The 15,682-nt window shown below is 72.3% G+C and carries 15 protein-coding genes; 2 read left to right on the forward strand and 13 right to left on the reverse strand.

The genetic code is table 11. The features are described from left to right. Positions 1 to 24 precede the first annotated feature (24 nt). Positions 25 to 564: an LOG family protein gene (locus ACVWNX_RS08720; RefSeq protein ID WP_454413313.1), complete on the reverse strand. Its 540-nt coding sequence runs from the start codon at positions 562 to 564 to the stop codon at positions 25 to 27. Between the two features lie 49 nt (positions 565 to 613). Between ACVWNX_RS08720 and ACVWNX_RS08725 the strand changes: the two genes are divergently transcribed. Continuing rightward, positions 614 to 952 carry a DUF427 domain-containing protein gene (locus ACVWNX_RS08725; protein WP_454413314.1) on the forward strand — a complete coding sequence of 113 codons (339 nt, stop codon included), beginning with the start codon at positions 614 to 616 and terminating at the stop codon, positions 950 to 952. A gap of 154 nt (positions 953 to 1,106) precedes the next feature. Here the strand turns inward: ACVWNX_RS08725 and mnmA are convergent, their stop codons facing one another. Then, positions 1,107 to 2,228 carry a tRNA 2-thiouridine(34) synthase MnmA gene (mnmA, locus tag ACVWNX_RS08730; protein WP_454413315.1) on the reverse strand — a complete coding sequence of 374 codons (1,122 nt, stop codon included), beginning with the start codon at positions 2,226 to 2,228 and terminating at the stop codon, positions 1,107 to 1,109. 60 nt (positions 2,229 to 2,288) lie between these two features. Here mnmA and ACVWNX_RS08735 point away from each other — a divergent pair, with 60 nt between their 5' ends. Then, positions 2,289 to 3,026: an N-acetylmuramoyl-L-alanine amidase gene (locus ACVWNX_RS08735; RefSeq protein ID WP_454413316.1), complete on the forward strand. Its 738-nt coding sequence runs from the start codon at positions 2,289 to 2,291 to the stop codon at positions 3,024 to 3,026. 145 nt (positions 3,027 to 3,171) lie between these two features. On the opposite strand, the gene ACVWNX_RS08740 is transcribed toward ACVWNX_RS08735, so the two are convergent. The 11 genes from ACVWNX_RS08740 to ACVWNX_RS08790 form a co-directional block, all read right to left on the reverse strand. Then, positions 3,172 to 4,335, reverse strand: a complete 1,164-nt coding sequence (locus ACVWNX_RS08740; RefSeq protein WP_454413317.1) for a cysteine desulfurase family protein — start codon at positions 4,333 to 4,335, stop codon at positions 3,172 to 3,174. A 208-nt stretch (positions 4,336 to 4,543) separates the two neighbouring features. Next, positions 4,544 to 5,404: a thioesterase family protein gene (locus ACVWNX_RS08745; protein WP_454413318.1), complete on the reverse strand. Its 861-nt coding sequence runs from the start codon at positions 5,402 to 5,404 to the stop codon at positions 4,544 to 4,546. A 165-nt stretch (positions 5,405 to 5,569) separates the two neighbouring features. After that, positions 5,570 to 6,796 (reverse strand): serine hydrolase domain-containing protein, encoded by a 1,227-nt coding sequence (locus ACVWNX_RS08750; RefSeq protein ID WP_454413319.1) that lies wholly within the window; start codon positions 6,794 to 6,796, stop codon positions 5,570 to 5,572. Between the two features lie 202 nt (positions 6,797 to 6,998). Then, the gene (locus ACVWNX_RS08755; RefSeq protein WP_454414680.1) at positions 6,999 to 7,409 is read right to left on the reverse strand and encodes a DUF1048 domain-containing protein; all 411 of its coding nucleotides are present in this window, start codon (positions 7,407 to 7,409) and stop codon (positions 6,999 to 7,001) included. 2 nt (positions 7,410 to 7,411) lie between these two features. Continuing rightward, on the reverse strand, positions 7,412 to 7,741 hold the full coding sequence (locus tag ACVWNX_RS08760; protein ID WP_454413320.1) for a PadR family transcriptional regulator: 330 nt from the start codon (positions 7,739 to 7,741) through the stop codon (positions 7,412 to 7,414). 175 nt (positions 7,742 to 7,916) lie between these two features. Then, complete coding sequence (locus ACVWNX_RS08765; RefSeq protein WP_454413321.1) at positions 7,917 to 8,579, reverse strand: trimeric intracellular cation channel family protein; 663 nt, start codon at positions 8,577 to 8,579, stop codon at positions 7,917 to 7,919. Positions 8,580 to 9,066: 487 nt separating this feature from the next. Further along, on the reverse strand, positions 9,067 to 10,365 hold the full coding sequence (locus ACVWNX_RS08770; protein ID WP_454413322.1) for an ABC transporter ATP-binding protein: 1,299 nt from the start codon (positions 10,363 to 10,365) through the stop codon (positions 9,067 to 9,069). Between the two features lie 14 nt (positions 10,366 to 10,379). After that, complete coding sequence (locus tag ACVWNX_RS08775) at positions 10,380 to 11,477, reverse strand: ABC transporter ATP-binding protein (RefSeq protein WP_454413323.1); 1,098 nt, start codon at positions 11,475 to 11,477, stop codon at positions 10,380 to 10,382. Then, complete coding sequence (locus ACVWNX_RS08780; RefSeq protein ID WP_454413324.1) at positions 11,474 to 12,472, reverse strand: ABC transporter permease; 999 nt, start codon at positions 12,470 to 12,472, stop codon at positions 11,474 to 11,476. Before ACVWNX_RS08780 ends, ACVWNX_RS08775 begins: the two co-directional genes overlap by 4 nt. Before the next feature lie 70 nt (positions 12,473 to 12,542). After that, positions 12,543 to 14,324, reverse strand: coding sequence for an ABC transporter substrate-binding protein (locus tag ACVWNX_RS08785; protein WP_454413325.1), 1,782 nt, complete (start codon positions 14,322 to 14,324; stop codon positions 12,543 to 12,545). Between the two features lie 62 nt (positions 14,325 to 14,386). Continuing rightward, positions 14,387 to 15,388, reverse strand: coding sequence for an ABC transporter permease (locus ACVWNX_RS08790; protein ID WP_454413326.1), 1,002 nt, complete (start codon positions 15,386 to 15,388; stop codon positions 14,387 to 14,389). Positions 15,389 to 15,682 lie beyond the last annotated feature (294 nt).

Genomic DNA, 15,682 nt, shown 5'->3' on the forward strand with positions numbered 1-15,682 from the left:
GCCCGGGGCGGCCTCCGGGCCCGGTCAGACCAGCCCGAACGCCTCTTCCAGATGGGCCAGCGCGCCCACCGGCTCGTCCGCGAAGAGCACCAGTTCGGTCAGCGGCAGCGGCAGGAAGCCCTCGGCGTCCATCCGCTGGAACTGCTGCCGCAACCCGTCGTAGAAGCCGGCCGTGTTGAGGACGACGACGGGCTTGGCGTGCTTGCCGTGCTTGCGCAGCTCCAGGATGTCGGTGGCCTCGTCGAGGGTGCCCATGCCCCCCACCATCACCACGATCCCGTCGGCCTTCTCCAGCAGCAGCGCCTTGCGTTCCGCGAGGTCGCGGGCGATGACCATCTCGTCGGTGCCGGGACGGGTGAACTCCGCCAGGAACTCCACGGAGACCCCCAGCAGCCGTCCCCCGGCCTCCTGCACCCCGTCGGCGACGACCTTCATCAGGCCCTTGTCGGAGCCGCCCCACACCAGGGTGTGGCCGCCCCGGCCGAGGAGCGCGGCGAACTCCCGCGCGGGGCCGGTGTAGCGCTCGTCGAGGTCGGCGGCGGAGAGGAAGACACAGATGTTCATGGGGCAACGGTAGGGGAAGAACGGCGCGGCCCCGGACGCTGTACCCGGTATGAGCCGAGGACACACGATCACGATCGAAGAGGGCACCGACCCGGTGCGCGTGGTGCGCGACGGGGTGGTGCTCGCCGCGTCGCGACGCCCGCTGCTGCTGCGCGAGACGGGCTGTCCGGTGCGGTACTACCTGCCGCGCGAGGACGTCCGGCTGGAGCTGCTGACGGCGTCGGACACCCGCACCCACTGCCCGTTCAAGGGGACGGCCTCCTACTGGTCCCTGCCGGACGCCCCGGACCTGGTGTGGTCCTACCCGGAGCCCCTGCCGGAGGTCGCCGCGATCCGGGACCACCTGTGCTTCTACGAGACGGAACTCGCCGGGGACACCGGTACCTGAGCGCACACCGGTACCTGAGGCGGACACCGGGACGGAGGAGGCGGGCCGGGGGCCGAGCCGCCCGGAACCCGGTCGGTGACGCCGTCCGTTCACCCCGTCCGCACGCCGTCCGCGCCGCTCCCCGGGACCGTCCGGGAGGGCGGCGCGGTGGCGCTCAGGCGTCGACGGTGGCCCGGCGGGTGGTGGCGATGGTCGCGGAGCCGACGACGCGGGTGCCGTCGTAGAGGACGATCGCCTGGCCGGGGGCGACCCCGCGCACCGGCTCCCCGAAGCTGACCCGCAGCTCCCCGTCGACCAGCTCCGCGGTGACCTCGGTCTCGCCGCCGTGGGCGCGCAGCTGCGCGGTGTACGGGGCGGGGCCGGTGGGCGCAGCCCCGCACCAGCGGGGGCGCACCGCGGTCAGGGCGGTGACGTCGAGGGAGGCGACCGGACCGACCGTGACGGTATTGGTGACCGGGGAGATGTCGAGGACGTAGCGGGGCTTGCCGTCGGGGGCGGGGCGGCCGATGCGCAGGCCCTTGCGCTGTCCGATGGTGTAGCCGTAGGCGCCGTCGTGGGTGCCGATCGTGGTGCCGGACTCGTCCACGATGTCGCCCTCGGCGCGGCCCAGGCGGTCGGCGAGGAAGCCCTGGGTGTCGCCGTCGGCGATGAAGCAGATGTCGTGACTGTCGGGCTTCTTCGCCACGGCGAGCCCGCGCAGCTCGGCCTCCGCGCGGATCTCCTCCTTGGTGGTGACCGTGTCGCCCAGCGGGAACAGCGCGTGGGCGAGCTGCCGCTCGTCCAGCACGCCGAGGACGTAGGACTGGTCCTTGGCCATGTCGGAGGCCCGGTGCAGTTCGCGGCCGCCGCCCGGGAGGACGGTCACGCGCGCGTAGTGGCCCGTGCACACCGCGTCGAACCCGAGCGCCAGCGCCTTGTCCAGCAGCGCGGCGAACTTGATCTTCTCGTTGCAGCGCAGACACGGGTTGGGGGTGCGCCCCGCCTCGTACTCGGCGATGAAGTCCTCGACGACGTCCTCGCGGAAACGTTCGGCGAGGTCCCAGACGTAGAACGGGATGCCGATCACGTCGGCGGCGCGGCGGGCGTCGCGGGAGTCCTCGATGGTGCAGCAGCCGCGCGCTCCGGTGCGGAACGACTGCGGGTTCGCGGACAGTGCGAGGTGCACGCCGGTCACGTCGTGCCCCGCCTCCACGGCGCGGGCGGCGGCTACGGCGGAGTCCACCCCGCCGGACATGGCGGCCAGGACGCGGAGGGGACGCCGCGGGGTCTCAGTCATCACCACTCCAGGGTAAGGGGCCCCGGGAACCGAATCCGGCGCGTGCGCGTTGTGGTTCGCATGGCGGAACAGAGGAAGCGGCGGGCGGCCGCCACGGGGGAGGGCCCACGGCTGGGGCGGCGCACGCTGCTCGTCGGCGGCGGGGTGGCGGTCGTCGGCGCGGGGGTGGGGTTCCGGGAGGAGCTGTCGGAGCTGTGGTGGCGGGCTCCGGGGGTGTCCCGGCCCCGGGTGGACGGGGCGGTGGACTTCACCGGGGCGCGCTGGGTGGCGGCGTCCTCGGCGAACTGGCGGCGGGCCGACCGTCCCGACGACTACCGGGTGGACCGGATCGTGGTGCACGTCACGCAGGGCGGCTTCGACAGCGCGGTGCGGGCGTTCCAGGACCCTGGGCACGGGGCCGCCGCGCACTACATCGTCCGCAAGGACGGGCACGTCACGCAGATGATCCGGGAGCTGGACGTGGCGTACCACGCGGGGAACCGGGACTACAACCAGCGCAGTGTGGGCATCGAGCACGAGGGGTGGGTGGACCGGCCCTCGTCGTTCACGGACGCCATGTACACGGCGTCGGCGCGGCTGGCGGCGCGGATCTGCGTCCGGTACGGCATCGAGCCGGACCGTGAGCACATCGTCGGGCACGTGGAGGTGCCGGAGGCCACGCACACCGATCCGGGGCCGCACTGGGACTGGAAGCGGTACGTGCCGCTGGTGCGGGCCGAGGTGAAGCGGCTGGAGTCGGCGCCGAGCCGTGCTCCGGGCCGCTCGGCGTCACCGGAGGCCACCCGCGCCTCGGGCTGACGCGCCGCGCCTCGGGCTGACGCGTCCCCGGGTCCGGGCCCGTCCTCGACGACCGACAGCCGACGGCAGCGGGGCAGCGGGGCGGTCGGCGTCCGGAGGCCCTCGCGCGGGGCCCTCGACGCGACGGCCCCGGCCGTCCATGGGGTCAGCTGAGTCCGGCGCAACGGGCGCGGGCCACCGCCGGGCCGAGCGCCTCGGCGACGGCGGCCACGTCCTGACGGGTGGAGGTGTGGCCGAGGGAGAAGCGCAGGGTGCCCCGGGCCAGGTCCGGGTCGGTGCCGGTGGCGAGCAGGACGTGGCTGGGCTGGGCGATGCCCGCGGTGCAGGCCGAGCCGGTCGAGCACTCGATGCCCTGGGCGTCGAGCAGCAGCAGCAGCGAGTCGCCCTCGCAGCCGGGGAAGGCGAAGTGGGCGTTGGCGGGCAGCCGGTCCACCGGATCGCCGCCGAGGACGGCGTCCGGGACGGCCTCGCGCACCACGCGCACCAGTTCGTCGCGCAGGCCCCCGATCTCCCGGGCGAACCACGGCTGGCGCTCGGTGGCGATCCGGGCGGCGACGGAGAAGGCGGCGACGGCCGGGGCGTCCAGCGTGCCGGAGCGCACGTGCCGTTCCTGCCCGCCGCCGTGCAGCACGGGGACGGGCGTCCACTCGCGGCCGAGCAGCAGCGCGCCGATGCCGTAGGGGCCGCCGATCTTGTGGCCGGAGACGGTGAGCGCGGCGAGGCCGGAGTCGGCGAAGCCGACCGGGAGCTGGCCGACCGCCTGGACCGCGTCCGCGTGCATGGGCACCCCGGACTCGGCGGCGACCGCGGCGAGTTCACGGACCGGCTGGACGGTCCCGATCTCGTTGTTCGCCCACATCACGGTCACCAGCGCCACGTCCGCCGGGTTGGCGGCTATCGCCGCGCGCAGCGCGTCGGGGTGGACCCGGCCGTGGGCGTCGACGGGCAGGTACTCGACGGTGGCGCCCTCGTGCTCGCCGAGCCAGTGGACGGCGTCCAGGACGGCGTGGTGTTCGACGGGGCTGGCGAGGACCCGGACCCGGGCCGGGTCGGCGTCCCGGCGGGCCCAGTACAGGCCCTTGACGGCGAGGTTGTCGGCCTCGGTGCCGCCGGAGGTGAAGACGACCTCGCTGGGGCGCGCGCCGAGGGCGGCGGCGAACGTCTCGCGGGCCTCCTCGACGACGCGGCGGGCCCGGCGGCCCGCGGCGTGCAGGGAGGAGGCGTTGCCGGTGACGGTCAGCTGGGCGGTCAGCGCCTCGATCGCCTCCGGAAGCATCGGAGTGGTCGCTGCGTGGTCGAGGTAGGCCATGGTGCGTCGATTCTACGAGCCCGGTCCCGCCCCCTCTCCCCGGCCCGGTCCGCTTCCGGCCCGCTCGCCCTGATCCGCTCGCCGGACCCGCGCGCCGGGATCCGTCGCCCTCGGGCCCGTTCACCCGGGCCGGGCCCGGTCCGCCTCGGGAACGGGCCCCGCCGGGCGGGCGGCGCCGGGCGGGCGGCGCGGGGCGCGGCGGCCGGTCTCAGCCGAGGGGCGCGCGGGCGAGCTGGCGGGACTGGGCGACGAGGTGGCCCGCGCTGTCCCAGACCTCGGCGTCCTCCTCCAGGAACCCGCCCGCGAGGTTGCGTGTGGTGACGGCGACCCTCAGCAGGCCGGGCGCGGGGCGGCGGCGGACGTGCGCGGTGAGTTCGACGGTGGGGACCCAGCCCTTCAGTCCCAGCTCGAAGGCGGTCGGGGGCAGGGCGTCCACGGCGAGCAGCAGGGCCAGCGGATCGGGGTCGCGGCCGTCCGCGAAGCCCAGCCAGGCACGGGACTCGGCCCGCCCGGAGGGGGCGCCGACGGCCCAGCCGAGGGTGGCCGGGTCGAGCCCCATGACGAGCCGTTCGGTGAGCGCGTCGCTGCCGGGGACGGGGCTGCCGCCGGGGGCGTCCCGGGGGCCGGGGCACCGTTCGAAGGGCGGCAGGACGGGCGGGACGGCGGTGGTGCGGACGTCGTCGGGCAGGGCGTCGAGGTCGCCGTAGGAGGCGAGGACGCGCAGCCGTTCGACCTCGTGGCCCTCGTCGTCGTACTGGAGGAGGGACGCCTGCCCGGTGGAGAGGGTGCGGCCGGTGCGGACGGTCCCGGTGCGGACGACGGCGGGGCCCGGGCGGGAGGCGGTGAGGTAGTGCGCCGTGATGGTGAAGGGGTCCGGGTGCGGAAGGGCGTCCGCCAGGGCGCGGCCGACGAGGGCGAGGAGGTAGCCGCCGTTGACGGCGGAGATGATCGTCCAGCCCGCGGCGAGGTCGGCGTCGTAGACGCCCGGGTGGCCGGGGCGCGGAACGACCGCGGTGTCGCGGTCGAACTCGCTGGTGCCGACGGTTGCCCTTACCGGTGCATCTGCCATGGCGGCACGGTACAACAATCACCTACTGAGCGGTAGCTTTTGTTCGGACGGGGGCACCCCGGGACGGGTGCCCGGCACTCCGCCCCCGACCCCGCCGCCCCGTCCGGACGGGGCGGACGGGCCGGATGGACGGGCGGGCGACTGGCCGGGCGGACGACGGGCAGGTCAGTCGTCGATCGCCTGGTACAGGGTGGTCCAGAAGTCCTGGATGGCCCGCGCCGAGTCCGGGGTGCTCATCCCCGTCTGGGTGAGCAGGATGCCGACGACCCCGTACCGGGGATCGGCGTAGACCGTGGTCCCGGCTCCGCCGTCCCAGCCGAACTGGCCGACGGGCGCGTAGTCGCCGCGGTAGGCGCGCACCGTCATCCCGAAGCCCCAGCCGCCGGTCTGCCCCTGCCCGTGGGACAGATGGACGACCCGGCGGGCCCAGTCCTGGAGGTCGGACGTCTGGCGGGGCGTGAGGCGGTTGGTGGTCATCAGCTCGGCGGCGGGCCGGGACAGCACCCGCCCGCCGCCGTGCGCGCCCCGGTCCAGCAGCATCCGGAAGTAGGCGTGGTAGTCGTCGACGGTGGAGTCGAGCCCGCCGCCGCCGGACTGGAACGCGGGCGGCGCGCTGTGCCGTCCGCCCTCCGCCTCGTCCCCCACGACGAACTCCCCGGTCAGCGGATCGGGCGCGTAGAGCGGCGGAAGCCGGTGGATCTTGTCGGCGGGCACGTGGAAGCCGGTGTCGACCATGCCCAGCGGCCCGAAGACGCGTTCGCGCAGGAACTCCTCGAAGGACCGCCCGGTGACCCTGGCCACCAGCACGCCGATCAGGTCGTCGCTGACGTTGTAGAGCCACCGCTCGCCGGGCTGGTGCATCAGCGGCAGCCCGCCCAGACGGCGCATCCACTCGTCCGGCCCCACGGACGGCAGCAGCCACTCCGTGCCGTAGATCCCCCGCGTGAAGAACTCGGCCATCATCGGGGAGTCCCGCGCCGTCATGTCCAGCCCGAGCCCGCAGGTGGAGGTGAGCAGGTCCCGGACGGTGATCGGGCGGTACGCGGGCACGGTGTCGTCCAGCGGGCCGTCGACCCGCCGCAGCACCCGCCGGTCGGCCAGTTCGGGCAGCCAGGGGTCCACCGGATCGTCCAGCCGCAGACGGCACTCGTCGAGCAGGACCATCACCGCGGAGGCGCCGACCGGCTTGGTGGTGGAGGCCATGCGGAAGATGGTGTCCCGGCTCATGGGCGGGCCGCCGTCGTGGCGCATCGTCCCGAGCGCCTCGACGTGCGTGTGCCCGCCCCGGCTGACCAGGGCGACGAGCCCGGGTATCCGCCCGGACTCCACGTGCCGCTCCAGCACTCCGCGCAGCCTGCGCAGCCCGGTCGTGGAAAAGCCGTTCTCGGTCATGGTCGTTCTCCTCGTGCGTGTCGGTGGGCCTCGACGCCGCGCGGACGCGCGGCGGAGGGCGGCCGGGGCGGACCCACGGCCGTGGCACGGAACAGCGGAACGCGGGCGGAGAGGGGGGACGGGGGACCGACGCGGGTGCCCCCGGGGCGCCTTCGCCGTCGCCCCTCTCCGCACGGGGGCGACGGCACGCCCCGCGGACGGGTCAGACCGCCCCGTCGGCACCCTCGGCACCGGAGGAGCCGGCCTCGCCGGACACGGCGGCGGCCCGCTCGATCTCCTCGGCCAGCCGCTCGCGGGCCCGGGCGGGGACGTAGCCGCCCTCCGTGTAGGCGCGGGCGAACTCCTCCGCGAACCCGGCCGGTTCCTCCCCGACGACCTCGCGGACCGGCGTCCCGCCGACCGCCGCCTGCTCGAACAGGTCGGCCAGGTCCTCGAACATGGACACGCTGCTCTCCGCGTCGGCCGGGACGAAGTGCATCAGGTACCGCTCGACCGCCCCGACCGCCTCGCGGTGGCCTCCGGGAAGCTCCTTGACGCGCGCCTTGTACGCCCGCCAGCGCTTCTTGGGACCGATCACCTTCGCGAGGATTCCGTTCTCCCCGGCATCGGACATGGTCACTCTCCCCCTTCGCGGAGCAGGTCCAGTCGTTCCGTGAGGAAGCTCCAGGCCCTCCAGAACTCTTCGAGGTACTCCCGTCCCTCAGCGTTGAGGGAGTGCACCTTGCGCGGCGGCCCCTTCTCGGACGGGACCTTCTCCACGTCCACGAGCCCTCGCTTCTCCATCCGCAGGAGCAGCGCGTAGACGGTCCCCTCGGCGATCCCGGCGAAGCCCAGTTCCCGCAGCCGTGCCGTGATCTCGTAGCCGTAGGCGGGACGGCCGGACAGGGACGCGAGGACGATGCCCTCCAGCGTGCCCTTGAGCATCTCCGTCTCCAGCTTGGCCATGGAACACCTCACCTCCCGCGCTCATCAGCGTCATTGAGTACTGGTACACAGTAACGCTGACTAGTGGTACCTAGCAAGACCGAATAGCAAAGCGGCGGGCGGGGCGGAGAGCCGTCCGCTCCCCGCCCCGCCCGCCCGGCACGCGTCCGCGCGCCCCACGGGACGCCGGACACGGCTACTCCGTGGCCTCCACCGCCGTCGAGCGGCGGTTCCAGGCGCGCGGCGCGCGCCAGTGGTACCGCATCGCGAGCAGCCGCAGCGCGAACGCGGTGACGACCGCGATCACGCTGGTCACCCCGTTGAGGGCGTCGTACTTGAGACAGAGCGCCACGATGGTCGCGCCCACGATCGCGGGGACGGCGTACAGGTCGCGGTCCCAGCGGACCAGGGACGGGACCTCGTTCGCGACCACGTCCCGCAGCACTCCCCCGCCGACCGCCGTCGCGAGGCCCAGCACCGCCGACGAGGTCAGGCCCAGCCCGTACTCGTACGCCTTGGTGGTGCCCGTGACGCAGAACAGCCCGAGGCCCGCCGCGTCGAAGACGTTCACCCCGTTCTGGATCCGCTCGACCTCGGGGTGCAGGAAGAAGACGAGGGCCGCTGCCACCAGCGGGGTCAGGAAGTAGCCGAGGTCGGTGAAGGCGGCCGGGGGCACCGCGCCGATCACCAGGTCGCGGAAGAGCCCGCCGCCGAGGGCGGTGACCTCGGCGAGCACGGCGATGCCGAAGACGTCGAAGTTCTTGCGGACGGCGAGCAGGGCGCCGGAGATCGCGAAGACGAAGATTCCGGCGAGGTCCAGCACGTGCTGGACGGTGGGGCTGAAGAGATCGTGGAGCACCGGGTCATTTTCCCCCGGACCGGACACCCCCTTCGCCCGGGACATCCCGGTACGCCCGCACGGACCCCGGCCACGGGGCCGGGCCGCGCCCGGCCGCGCCGCGCCGGATCCCACCGGAGCCACCGGCGCCCGGCGGCCCTCGCCGAGCGCGGCCGGGTGCGGCCACCCCCGCCGAGCGCGGCCGACCCCGCCGGGTGCGGTCGGGTGCGGCCGGACCCGGCCGCGCCCCGGCTCCGCACGCGCACCCGCGCTCCGGGCCGGTACGGCACACCCCCGTACGCCCCGAGCCCGTACGGCGCACTCGCGCCCGGACCGGTACGGCGCACCCGCGCGCCCACGCACCCCGGGCGCCCGTACGGCACGCCCCCGCCCCGTACCAGGCACCAGCGCCAGCACCACCGCGCCCCGGACACACCAACAGCCCGGTGGCCGCCCCTGGGGAGGGGCGGCCACCGGGCCGGACGCGGGCCGGACGCGGCGGTTCGGCTCAGCCGCCGGTGGTGCCGGTCGTGTCGGGGCCGGTCGCGTCGGTGGCGGGGTCCGCCGTGGCCTCCCCGGTGGAGGTCGGCACCCGGGACGGTTCGGTGCCGGACGGACCGGTGCCGGACGCTTCGGTGCCCGACGGCTCGGTGCCCGACGGTTCCGGGGTGTCCTTGCCGACCGTGACCACCTCCACCGCCTCGGCGGCCCCGGTGAGCCGGACGGTCTCCCCCGGCGCCTGGTCGGGCGCGTTCTCCGGGTGGTGGCAGGCCACGAACCGCTGCGGGGCCAGCTCCAGGAACGGCGGCTCCTGGACGGCGCAGACCTCCGTCGCCTTCCAGCAGCGGGTGTGGAAGCGGCAGCCGCTGGGCGGGGAGATCGGGGACGGGACGTCGCCCTTGAGCAGGATGCGCTCGCTCTTGGCGGTCCGCCGCCGGGGGTCCGGGATCGGCACCGCCGACATCAGGGCCTTGGTGTACGGGTGCATCGGCGCCGAGTACAGCGATTTGCGGTCCGCCAGCTCGACGATCTTGCCCAGGTACATCACCGCGATCCGGTCCGACACGTGCCGGACCACCGACAGGTCGTGCGCGATGATCACGTAGGTGAGGCCCAGCTCGGTCTGGAGGTCGTCCAGCAGATTGACCACCTGCGCCTGGATCGACACGTCCAGCGCCGACACCGGCTCGTCCGCGACGACCAGCCTCGGCTTCAGCGCCAGCGCGCGGGCGATGCCGATGCGCTGGCGCTGGCCGCCGGAGAACTCGTGCGGATAGCGGTTGTAGTGCTCGGGGTTGAGGCCGACCACCTCCAGCAGCCGCTGCACCTCCTTCTTGATCCCGCCCTCGGGGGTGACCCCCTGGAGCCGGAAGGGGGCGCCGACGATGGTGCCGATGGTGTGCCGGGGGTTCAGCGAGGAGTACGGGTCCTGGAAGATCATCTGGATGTCGCGCCGCAGCGGCCGCATCCCCGCCACCCCGAGGTGGGTGATGTCCCGGTCCCCGAACTCGACGCTCCCGGAGGTGGGTTCGAGCAGCCGGGTGATCAGCCGTCCCATGGTCGACTTGCCGCAGCCGGACTCCCCGACCACGCCCAGGGTCTCCCCCGCGCGCACCTCGAAGTCGATCCCGTCGACCGCCTTGACCGCGCCCACCTGGCGCTGGAGCAGCCCCTTGCGGATCGGGAAGTGCTTGCGCAGCCCGCTGACCCTCAGCAGCACCTCGCCGGGCGCCGCGTCCTTCGTCAGGGCGGCGCCGCCGGGGCGCGGGGCGGGGACCGGCGCGGAGCCCTGGTCGTCGCTCGTCACGGTGGTGTCCTCGCTCACAGCTTGGGGGCGATCTCTTCGGCCCAGATGCGCTCCCGCCGCTCCTTGGGCAGATGGCAGGCGGCCCAGTGGGCGCCGCCGACCTCGGAGAGTTCGGGGCGGACCGTGCGGGTGACGTTGTCCTTGGGGAGGTCCGCGTACGGGCAGCGCGGGTTGAAGGCGCAGCCGTCCGGGATGTTGATCAGCGAGGGCGGGGAGCCCTTGACCGGGACGAGGCGTTCGGTCTCCTCGCGGTCCAGCCGGGGCATCGAGCCGAGCAGTCCCCAGGTGTAGGGGTGGCGCGGCTCGTAGAACACCCGCTCGGCGGGGCCGCGTTCCACGCACCGACCGCCGTACATCACCAGCAGGTCGTCCGCGAGTTCCGCGACGACGCCCAGGTCGTGGGTGATGATGATGACCGCCGAGCCGAACTCCTTCTGGAGGTCGCGGATCAGATCGAGGATCTGCGCCTGGACGGTGACGTCGAGGGCGGTCGTCGGCTCGTCCGCGATGAGGAGTTCGGGGTTGTTCACCAGCGCCATGGCGATCATGGCGCGCTGGCGCATCCCGCCGGAGAACTCGTGCGGATAGCTGTCGGCCCGCTTGTCCGGCTGGGGGATGCCGACCCGGTCGAGCATCTCGACCGCCCGCTTCCGGGCGGTCTTCTTGTCGACCTTGTGGTGGACCCGGTACGCCTCCACGATCTGCTGGCCGATCGTGTAGTACGGGTGCAGCGCCGACAGCGGGTCCTGGAAGATCATGGCCATCTCGCGGCCGCGCAGCGCGCGCACCCGCTCGGGGTCGGCGGACAGCAGCTCTTGTCCGTCGAGCCAGATCTCCCCGGAGAGCCGGGCCTTGCGCTTGCCGTACTGGCCCGCGGTGTGCAGGCCCATGATGCCCAGCGAGGTCACCGACTTGCCGGAGCCCGACTCGCCGACGATGCCGAGGGTGCGGCCCTTCTCCAGGGTGAAGCTCAGCCCGTCGACGGACTTGACCAGGCCGTCGTCGGTGGGGAAGTGCACCCTGAGATCGCGGACGTCGAGGAACGCGGTCGGCGCCGGGGACCCGGCGACGGGTTCGCCGAGGGCCGCCCCGGGCGTACGGGATCGGGTCATGCGAGCCTCACTCGGGGGTCGATCGCGGCGTAGAGGACGTCCACGACGAGGTTGGCGACGATCACCGCGAGCGAGGTGACCAGGGTGACGCCGAGGATGATCGGCAGGTCCCGCTCGTTGATCGCGTTGAGCACGGCCTGGCCGAGGCCGGGCAGGTTGAAGGCGGTCTCCGTGAGGATCGCGCCGCCGATCAGCGCGCCGAGGTCCATCCCGAGCATGGTGAGGATCGGGGTCATCGTGGAGCGCATCGCGTGCTTGCCGATGACGACCGGCTCGGTGAGGCCCTTGGCCCGCGCGGTGCGGATGTAGTCCTCGCCCAGCACTTCCAGCATGGTGGCCCGGGTGATGCGGGCGTACATGGCGGCGTACAGGAAGGCGAGGGTGACCCAGGGCAGCAGCATCCCCTGGAACCAGCCGCCGGGGCCGTCGGCGAGTTCCTGGTACTGACCGTCGATCAGCCCCAGGCCGTGGTCGAAGACGGCGAGCGAGAGCAGCGCGGTGAAGTAGATCGGCAGGGAGACGCCGGAGAGCGCCACGACCATCGCGGAGCGGTCCCACAGGGTGCCCCGCTTGAGCGCGGAGAGCACGCCCGCCGCGACGCCGAGCAGCAGCCACAGCACGGCCGCGCCGAGGGCCAGCGACAGGGTCACCGGGAGCCGGTCGGTCAGGACCGGCCAGATGGCCTGCTCGCTGCGGAAGGAGTAGCCGAAGCAGGGCGCCGGGCAGTGGGTGACCTCGCCGCCCGCCGCGTAGGTGCGCCCGGCGAACAGGCCCTTGAAGAACTCCAGGACCTGGGCGTAGATCGGGTCGCCCAGCTGGAGCTTCTCGCGGACGGCCTCCACGGCCGCGTCGTCGGACTGCTTGCCCACGTACATGGTGGCCGGGTCGACGCCCGCCCACTGGGGGATGAGGAAGAAGATGCCGAAGACCACCACGACGATGACCACCAGCATCACTGCGGCGGCCATGAACCGCCTGATGAGGTATGCGAGCACAGCGCTTCGGCCCGACCGCTCCCGGCCTTCACCTGCCTTTCGTGCCGTACGGCGGGTGTGCCGGGGGGTGTTACTTCTTCAGGCCCAGGCTGATGAAGTCGTACTGACCGCTGTAGGCGTCCGTGGTGTAGACGTTCGTCAGCGCGGACGAGCGGAAGTTGATGAACTTCTCGAAGACGAAGGGCAGGTAGTACGCGCCCTCCATGACCTGGTGGTTGATCTCGGTCGCGATCTGCTCCTTCTTCGCGTCGTCCAGCTCGGTGACGAACTTGTCGAAGTTGGCGTCGATCGCCTTGTCCTTGATCATGGCGAAGTTGTTGTTGCCGCTGTCGAGGATGTACTTGCTGTCCCACAGCGGCTGGCCGTAGCCCTGCACCGACGGGAAGTCGGGGCCCCAGCCCATGATGATGATGCCGTAGTTCTTCTCCTTGACGATCTTCGGGTTGCCGATGATCCCGGAGGTCTGCGAACCGTCGTACTTGTCGATCTCGACGTTGACGCCGATCGCCTTCAGCGACGCCTGCAGCGACTCGGCGGTGGCCACCTCGACCGGCTTGTTGTTGCGGACCGCGATGGTGGTGTCGAAGCCGTTCGGCTTGCCGCACTTCTTGAGCGCGTCCTTGGCCTTGGCCAGGTCCGGCTTGCCGTCGTTCTTGGCGAGGCCGTACGGGTCGTACTTCTGGCCCTCGGAGCCCGGGACGGAGGGCGGGAGCATGTTGGTGCCGATGTCGCCACCGGCCATCGGGCCGCCGCGCGCGGTCTGGAGGGACTTGTGGTCGGCGCCGTAGATGACGGCCTTGCGGCACTCGATGTTGTCGAACGGGGCGACCGTCTGCGGGAACACCGCGTAGCGGATGTAGCCGGAGACCGGGTTGTCCAGGTTGCCCTTGTGGCTCTTGAGCGCCTTGATGCGGCCCTGCGGGGAGAGACCGGTCTGGTTGATGTCCAGGTGGTAGTCGCCCGCGAGGATGCGGTTGTCCATCTCGTTGGCGTTGGAGAAGAAGGTGACCGTGATCTTGTCCGGGAGCGCCTTGCGCACCGGGTCCGAGGACTGCTTCCACTCGGTGTTGCGGACGAGGGTCAGTTCCTTCTTCGGGGTGTACGACTCGAACTTGTACGGGCCCGAGGAGAACGGCTTGAGCTGGTACTTGGACTTGGTGTCCTTGTCCTGGCGGACCGGGGACGCCGAGGTCAGCGCGAGCATCTCCTCGAAGTCGCTGTTCGCCTCGGGGAGCTTGAAGACGATCGTCTTGTCGTCGGGCGTCTCGATCGCCTTCAGGCCCAGCTTGTCCTTGGACTTGTCCTTGTACGGGCCCGGGTACTCGCCCTTGGGGTCGAGGACGTCCTTCAGGTAGATCGGGCCGCCCGCCAGCACGTCCTGCGCCCACACGCGCTGGATGCCGTACTTGACGTCCTTGGAGGTGATCGGCTTGCCGTCCTCCCAGGTGATGCCGTCCCTCAGGGTGTACTTGTAGGTCTTGCCGTCGTCGCTGACCTCGGCGCGCGCGGTGGCGAGGTCCGGGGTCAGGTCGGAGCCCGCCTTGCCGGGCTCGGTCTGGCTGGTGACCAGCTGACGGCTGTAGTAGCGCATGAAGTTCCACGCGAAGCCGTAGTAGCCGCGGGTGGTGTCCCAGGAGTCGGCGTCCTGGGCGCCCGCGAACTTGAGGGTGCCGCCCTTCTTGGTGGAGGCGTTGGCGACCTTGTTGTTGGCCGCGTCGAAGCCCGCGGCCTTGCCGCCGCCGCCCTTGCCATCGTTGTCGCCGCCGCCGCACGCCGCCGTGGCCAGCAGCGCCGCGACCACGGCCGTCGCCGCCGCGACCTGCTTGCGCCGTCCTCTGCTGTGGGTAGTCACGATGTCGGTTCCTCCGTGTGATCGTCGCCCGTCGGTGACGGGCGCTTGAGGGGTACGGCAGTTCAGCGGGAGCCCTTCGGGTCCAGCGCGTCACGCACGCCGTCGCCGAAGAGGTTGAACGCGAGGACGGTGACGAAGATGGCCAGACCCGGGATGACCATGTACATCGGGTCGGACTCGTAGTAGTTCACCGCCAGGGAGAGCATGTCGCCCCAGGAGGAGGTGGGCGGCTTGACGCCGACACCCAGGAAGCTGAGGGCCGCCTCCGTGAGGATGTTGGTGGGGATCATCATCGTCATGTACACGATGATCGGAGCCACCAGATTGGGCAGCAGCTCCTTGAAGAGGATGTAGAAGCGCCCCGCGCCGAGGCTGCGGGCCGCCTCCACGTACTCGCGCTCGCGCAGCGACAGGGTCTGGCCCCGCACCACCCGGCCGACGTAGGGCCAGCCGAAGAAGCCGATCACCAGGATCATCACGAAGACCCGGACCCCGGTCCCGGTCAGTCCCAGCATCTCGTTCGGCATCACGGAGACCAGGGCGATGATGAACAGCAGCTGGGGGAAGGACAGCAGCAGGTCCATCGCCCGGCTGACGAGCGCGTCCAGCCAGCCGCCGAAGTACCCGGCGAGCACCCCGAGCACCGTGCCGATCACCACGGCGACCAGCGCCGAGGCGAAGCCCACCAGCAGCGAGATCCGCGCCCCGTGCACGATCCGGGCGAAGATGTCGCGACCGTTGACCGGTTCGACGCCGAACCAGTGCTCACCGCTCATCCCGCCCAGCGAGCCGACCGGGGTGGACATCAGCGGGTCGATCAGGTCCTCGTGGTAGACGTTCGGGTCCTGACCGTACAGCTTGGTGATCAGCGGGGCGAAGACCGCGACCAGGACCAGCAGCAGCACCACCACTCCCCCGGACAGGGCGAGTTTGTCGCGTTTCAGGCGCTCCCAGGCGATGCGCCCGAGCGAGCGCCCCTGCACCGCTTTCCCCTGGACCGCCACGGCCTCCCCGGCGGGGGGCGGGGCCGCTTCGGCGGTCGGCTCGTGCAATGGTGCCGTCATCGTGGCAGGGACCCCTCTTCTCAACCGGCGGTGACCGGCCCGTAGTTGCCGCCGGGGGCGGACGGTACGACGGTCCGTCGTACGCGAGGACCGGCACCCCCGGCGAGCGGGGCCGCGCGACCTCTGGTGCGGGAGTCTTCATCGCTGCCGCGATCCGTAGCCAGACCTGGTCCTGAATGGATGCGCAACCGTGATGCGGTCCGTGGGGTTCCGTTATTCGAACGGCGGGTAACGCAGCCCGGACGGGCCGGAGTTGAGCTTTTCGGCCAAACGCGCGTAGAACCACGAGACATC

This window comes from Streptomyces sp. JNUCC 64 (assembly GCF_054484115.1).